General features: G+C 73.6%; 4 protein-coding genes. All 4 read left to right on the forward strand.

What is annotated here, in order from left to right:
* A partial coding sequence (locus KDM41_14105) for a hypothetical protein (protein MCB1184559.1) occupies positions 1–2,100 on the forward strand: 2,100 nt, incomplete at its 5' end.
* A gap of 36 nt (positions 2,101–2,136) precedes the next feature.
* Positions 2,137–2,721: a hypothetical protein gene (locus tag KDM41_14110; GenBank protein MCB1184560.1), complete on the forward strand. Its 585-nt coding sequence runs from the start codon at positions 2,137–2,139 to the stop codon at positions 2,719–2,721.
* Positions 2,722–2,861: 140 nt separating this feature from the next.
* On the forward strand, positions 2,862–4,349 hold the full coding sequence (locus tag KDM41_14115; protein ID MCB1184561.1) for a DUF342 domain-containing protein: 1,488 nt from the start codon (positions 2,862–2,864) through the stop codon (positions 4,347–4,349).
* 114 nt (positions 4,350–4,463) lie between these two features.
* A complete protein-coding gene (locus KDM41_14120) occupies positions 4,464–6,638 on the forward strand; it encodes an RNA-binding transcriptional accessory protein (protein MCB1184562.1) in 2,175 nt (724 codons plus the stop codon).
* Positions 6,639–6,696: the final 58 nt, after the last annotated feature.

Genomic DNA, 6,696 nt, shown 5'->3' on the forward strand with positions numbered 1-6,696 from the left:
GTGGAACTCGACGGCCTGGCGACCGGCGGGCAGAGCTGGGCGGTGGCCATGCGCGGCGACGTGGTCTACGTCGCCCTGGGCAGCGCCGACGCGGTGGCCGTGGTCGATGCCGCGGACCCGGCGAACCTCTCGCTGGTCAAGACCCATGCGCTCGCCGACGAGGGGCGCCACATCGTGGTGGCGGACGACCTGGCCTACGTGGCCCTCGGCGCCGGCCAGGGATTCCAGGTGCTCGACATCGGCAACCCGACGTCGCCGGTGTCGGGCGTCGTCGTCGCCCAGGCGGGCTACACCGCCCAGTGCGTGGTGGCCGGCGACTGGATCTACTCGGCCCTGAGCGCCGGCGGAGTGGGCGTGGCCGACCGGGCCGTGCCCGAGGCGCCGGTGAACGGCCCGCCGGTCGACCTCGACGGCTGGGTGCGCGCCCTCGCCGTGGACGGCGGTCGCCTCTTCGTGGCCGTCGACGCGGAGCTGGCTGTGCTCGACCTGGCCACGCCGGGTGCGCCGGCGCCCCTGGCCGCCGTGCCCACCAGCGGCACCGGCCTGGCCGTGGCCGTGGCCGGCGACCATGCCTACGTGGGCGGATCGTTCGGCATCGACGTGTTCGACGTCTCGGGGCCGGGCGCACCCGCCTTCGTGACCAACCTCGACCCCGGCCCCGGCACGGTGTTCCACCTGGCCGCCGTGGGCGACTCGCTCTACGTGAGCCACGGCACCGACGGCCTGCGCATCGTCGACGTGAGCGATCCCGCCGTCCCGGTGGCGGTGGGACGCTGGCCGTCGAGCGAGTACGTCTACCACTCGCGCACCGTCGGCGGCATCACCTTCGCCGCCAACGGCAACGGCGGACTCAAGGCCCTGCAGACCGATCCCCAGGGCCTGGACCCCGTGCGCAACCTGGCCGTCTCGGTCGACCTCGACCCGGGCGGCGAACCGGTGCTGCGCCTGCGCCTGGCCGCCGTCCACACCGACTCGGTGCGCTTCGCCTGCAGCGGCGACGGGGCGGCCTGGTTCGACGTCGCCGCCGACGACACGTGGGTCGAGCTGGACCCGCCCCTGACCGGGCTGCGCTGGCGGGCCTCCCTGGTGCAGACGGGCCCCTGGCCCGGGCCGGTGCTGGAATCGGTGGTGCTCACCTTCGAGCGGCTGCACAACCATGCCGAGATCACCGGCGTCGCCGACGTGGCCGGCGACACCGGCGGCCAGGTGCGCCTGAGCTTCGCGGCGAGCCGCTTCGACGACGGCGGCGCCGCGGACCCGATCACGGAGTACTCGGTGTACCGGCGCTTCGACCCGGCCCTGGCCGCGGTGGCGGCGCCGGGCGACGTCGCGGCCGCCTACCCCCCGGGCAGCTGGGAGTACCTGCTCACCCTGCCCGCCGACCGGGAGGACGCCTACCACGTCGTCGTGCCCACCCTGGCCGACGGCACCGCGACGGCGCCGGCCTGGACGGTCTTCTTCGTGCGCGCGCGCACGGCCACCCCGGGCCTGTTCTACGACTCGCCGCCGGACTCGGGCTGGTCGATCAACGACAGCGCCCCCCCGCCGCCCACCGGTCTGGTCGTGACCCGCCTCCCGGACCGGAACGACCTCGCCTGGCAGCCCTCGACCGATCCGGCCTTCGCCCACTTCCGGGTCTACCGGCTGCCGTCGCCGCTGCAGGTGCCGGCCCCGGCCTACCTGCTGGCCGTGACCACGGGCACCGCCTGGAGCGACCCGGACCCGGGCGCGTGGTTCTACGCCCTGACCCAGGTGAACCTGGCGGGGCACGAGAGCCCGCCGGCGGCCACCCCGTCGGCGGCGCCGGATCGCCTCGTCGCCGGGGCGCGGCTCGGTCCGGTGGCGCCGAATCCGTGCAATCCCGCCACCCGCATCGCCTACGCGGTGGGCCCGGGCGGCGCCCGGGTGCGGCTCGACGTGCTCGACGCCCGGGGCCGGCTCGTGGCGACCCTCGTCGACGGCTGGCGCCCCGCGGGCGACCACCACGCCGTGTGGCGCGGCCGCGACCGGGCCGGACGCGACGCGGCGTCGGGCGTCTACACCTGCCGCCTGCGGAGCGGCGACCGGGTCACGACGCGGAAAGTGACCCTCGTGCGCTGAGGCGCCCCCGGCACAGGCCTTGCTTGGCTGACGGCCATGACGATCGGAATCCTCACCCGCCTGCCCCGCCTGGTGGTGGTGGCCGCGCTGCTGGCGTCGGCCGGATTGGCGTGCCTGCTGGCCGCCCTGCGGCTGCTGGACGGCGGCGAAACCCCGGATCCCGCCGCCGAAACGACCCGTCTGGCCCTCCGGCTGGGGCTGCTGGGCGCCCTGGTCGTGTTCCTGCTTGGGCTCGGCGCGCTGCTGGCCGCCCGGCGTCTGGCCTTCGGGCGGCCGCCGCGTCCGGACCGCCCGCCCCTCGATCTGGTCGCGATCCAGGCATGGAGCGACGAGTTGGTCGCCATCGGCGGCGACCTGCGCGGCACGGGCGCCGCGGAGATCGAGGTCGAGGCCCTGACCCTCGAGGTGCCCCCCTCCTGGCGTCCGGATGACCGCTACCGGACGGATGGCGCCCCCGACTCCCTCGCCGACCTCCGCCGCACCCGCGACCAGCTCCTGGACGCCGCCGAGCGCGTCGAGGCCATCGCCGAGGCGATCCGCGTGGCGAGCGCACCGGCCGGCGGACCCGGCTCCGAGCCCGGCGGAAACCCGCCGCGACGCCCCTGGTGGAAACTCCGCTGAGCCCGCTGGGATCTCTTTCACAAATCCCTAAGCCCCAACAGGCTGACGCCGATAAGGATTACCGTAGCACGGCCCCGCGGGGCCGCAGGCCGCCCACCAGGCCCGTCCCGACACCGGGGCGAGCCGGGAGACCGGATGCCATGACCGACACGTTGACAGCGCCGACGGACGTCGCCGACGACCTGGCCCCCGCGCGGGAGATCCCGCCCGAATTCAGCCTGCGCATCAGCGACGACAAGGTGCGGGTGCTGCTCGACTGCCCCGACCCCCTCGAGGACATCGCCTCGACCGTGTCCCGGATCCTGGGCGAGTTCCAGGCCCTCGAACTCCCGGAGTTCCCCGACGCCGACTTCCTCGGACAGGCCCTGCGGAACATCTGCGAGCCGGGCCATCACGTGCGCGACGTCGTGCTGATGATGGGCGAGGATCCGGTGCCGCCCCGGCACGGGCACCTCGACTGGAGCCGCGACTATTTCGCCGACGGCTGGGAGACCGAGGGCGAGGGCGACGAGGTCGCCATCGACTACTGGGCCAAGCTCGACAACCGGGCGGTGACGAAGGGCGAGGTGCTGGTGGTGGCCCACCCGGCGGTGCCGGGCGAACCGGGGCTGAACGTCTTCGGCAACAAGATCCCCGTCCCGAAGGCCGACAAGGTGCGCGTGCGCTGCGGCAAGGGCGTGCTCGAGACCACCGACGAAGCGGGCGTCAAGACCTTCACCGCCGAGATCAACGGGCGCGTGCGCTTCACCGACAACACGCTCGCCGTCGACGACGTCTACATCATCAAGGGCAACGTGAGCCTCGAGACCGGCAACATCAAGCACACCGGCACGCTGCAGATCGAGGGCGACGTCGAGACCGGCGCCTCGATCCAGGCCGACGGCGACATCCTGGTCAAGGGCATGGTCGAACCCGCCCACGTGCAGGCCGGCGGCAACCTCACCGTGACCGGCGGCATCGTCGGCAGCGAGGAGCATGTGATCGCGGTGGGCGGCGACCTGGCCGCCAAGTACATCAAGGAGGCCGTGATCCGGGCCGGCGGCCACGTCCGCGTGACCAACGAGATCACCCACTGCGACATCGAGACGCGGGGCAAGGTCGACGCCTCCCGCGGCCGCATCGCCGGCGGGCGCACCATCGCCCGCATGGGGATCACCGTGGGCGAAGCCGGGGCCAGCGGCTCGTCGCACACGCTGCTCGCGGCGGGCATCGACCCGACCCTCGACGCGCGGCTGGCCGCGAAGAAGGCGGAGCTCCGCCAGATGGAGAAGGCCCGCATCAAGCTGCGCCAGGCCATCGACGTGACGACGCGCAAGCCCGGCGGCCCCAACGAGGCCGAACTGGCCCTCATCGAAGGGCTCGACCGCAAGGCCAAGGCCCTGGGCCAGGCCCTCGCCGACGGGGAACTCGCCCTGCGCCGCCTGGTGAACGAGGCCATGACCGGCGCCCGCGAGGAGATCTTCATGCTGCGCGAGTGCTGGGCCGGCACCACGGTGCAGCTCGGCGAGTACAAGACCCTCGTGCGCGCCTCGATCATGAAGCCGCGCCTGGTCAAGCGCTTCAAGACCCGCGTCCGCGTCGTGCCCATGGGCGAGGGCAACTGCCCCGACGAGGACGACGAGGACTGATTCCCGCGACCCGCCCGGGACCCGCTCCGCACCGCCCCCCATCCGGGGTTGCCCCTCCGCCCGCCAGGACCCATTATGCCCCTCCGGAGTCTCGACCCGTTCACGGAGGACCGCATGAACCCGACCGCCGCCCCGGACCGCGACCACGTCGCCCGGATCGCCCAGGAGCTCGACCTCGCACCGGCCGCCGTGGGCGCCGCCGCCCGCCTGCTGGGCGAGGGCGCCACCGTGCCCTTCATCAGCCGCTACCGCAAGGAGGCCACCGGCGGCCTGGACGAGGTCGCCGTCGCCGCCGTGCGCGACCGCCTCGACCAGCTCGCGGAACTGGACAAGCGGCGCGCCGCCATCCTCAAGTCGCTCGACGAGCGCGACCTGCTCACACCCGAACTGCGCACCCAGGTCGAGGCCGCGGCCACCCTGCCCGCCCTCGAGGACATCTACCTGCCCCACCGGCCCAAGCGCCGCACCCGCGCCACCATGGCCCGCGAGCGGGGCCTCGAGCCCCTGGCCACCTGGCTGGTCGAACGGGCCGCGCTGCCGCCGGCGGCGGCCGGTCGGGACGATCCCCTCGCCGCCGCCGCGGCGTACGTCGATGCGGAGAAGGAGGTCCCCGACGCCGAGGCCGCCCTGGCCGGAGCCCGGGACATCGTGGCCGAGATCGTCAACGAGGATGCCGAGGTGCGGGCCGCCCTCCGGGATCTCTATCTCGACCGGGGCCTGATCGAATCGCGCCTGGTGCGGGGCAAGGAGCAGGAGGGCGCCAAGTTCCGCGACTACTTCGAGTGGTCCGAGTCGGTGGCGCGCGCCCCCAGCCACCGGGTGCTCGCCATGCGACGCGGCGAGAAGGAGGGCATGCTGAACCTGAAGGTGGCCCCGCCCGAGGAGGCGGCCATCGCCCTGATCGCGCCCCGCTACGTGAAGAACGCCTCGCCCGCCGCCCGGCAGGTCGAACAGGCGGTCACCGACGCCTACAAGCGCCTGCTGTCCCTGGCCATGGAGACCGAGATCCGGCTCGAGATGAAGAAGCGCGCCGACGAGGAGGCCATCCGGGTCTTCGCGGAGAACCTGCGGGAGCTGCTGCTGGCGGCGCCCCTCGGGCGCAAGCGTCTGCTGGCCCTGGACCCGGGCTTCCGCACCGGCTGCAAGCTGGTGGTGCTCGACCCCCAGGGCAAGCTGCTGCACAACGACACCATCTACCCCCACACCGGCGGCGGCAAGGCGGCCCAGGCGGGCGACGTCGTGCGGCGGCTGGTGAAGGAGCACCGCGTCGAGGCCGTGGCCATCGGCAACGGCACCGCCGGCCGGGAGACCGAGGCCTTCGTGCGCGGCCTCGGCCTGGGCGCGGGCGTGGTCGTGGCCATGGTGAACGAGTCGGGCGCCTCGATCTACTCGGCGAGCGAGACCGCGCGGAAGGAGTTCCCCGACCACGACGTGACCGTGCGCGGGGCCGTGAGCATCGGGCGCCGCCTGATGGATCCCCTGGCCGAGCTGGTGAAGATCGACCCCAAGAGCATCGGCGTGGGCCAGTACCAGCACGACGTGGACCAGCGCGCCCTGAAGCGCTCCCTGGACGACACCGTGATGAGCTGCGTGAACGCGGTGGGCGTGGACGTGAACACGGCCAGCGCCGAGCTGCTGACCTACGTCTCGGGGCTCGGACCGCAGCTGGCGGGCAACGTCGTGGCCTGGCGCGACGCCCACGGCGCCTTCGCCAGCCGCCGCCAGTTGCTGAAGGTCGAGCGCCTCGGACCCAAGGCCTACGAGCAGGCGGCGGGCTTCCTGCGCATCCGCGACGGGAAGAACCCCCTGGACGCCAGCGCCGTGCACCCCGAGAGCTACGAGGTGGTGGCCCGCATGGCGGCCGACCTGGGCCGGGACGTGAAGGAGCTGGTGGGCGACGAGTCGGCCACCCGGGGCCTGGACCTGCGGCGCTACGTCGACGACGCCGTGGGCCTGCCCACCCTGCAGGACATCGTGGCCGAGCTGGCCAAGCCCGGGCGCGACCCCCGCGAGGGCTTCGAGGCCTTCAGCTTCGCCGAGGGCGTCGACAAGCCCGAGGACCTGCGCGAGGGGATGGTGCTGCCGGGGATCGTGACCAACGTGACGAACTTCGGGGCCTTCATCGACGTGGGCGTGCACCAGGACGGTCTGGCCCACATCAGCCAGCTGGCGGACCGCTTCGTGCGCGATCCGGCCGAGGTGGTCAAGGTGGGCCAGGTGGTGCGGGCGCGGGTGCTGGACGTGGACCTCGAGCGGCGGCGCATCTCGCTCTCGCTGAAGGACGGTTGAGACCGGTCTAGTCGGCGGGCCGCGCCTTGAAGCCGAGCCCGTCGACGGCCGCGACCAC

Source organism: bacterium (assembly GCA_020440705.1).
In the GTDB taxonomy this organism is placed as follows: Bacteria; Krumholzibacteriota; Krumholzibacteriia; order LZORAL124-64-63; family LZORAL124-64-63; genus JAGRNP01.

What these genes read in the sequence shown, in the direction of transcription:
- KDM41_14110 (MCB1184560.1), top strand. Translation starts at nt 2,137, where the DNA reads ATGACGATCGGAATCCTCACCCGCCTGCCCCGCCTGGTGGTGGTGGCC.
- KDM41_14115 (MCB1184561.1), top strand. Translation starts at nt 2,862, where the DNA reads ATGACCGACACGTTGACAGCGCCGACGGACGTCGCCGACGACCTGGCC.
- KDM41_14120 (MCB1184562.1), top strand. Translation starts at nt 4,464, where the DNA reads ATGAACCCGACCGCCGCCCCGGACCGCGACCACGTCGCCCGGATCGCC.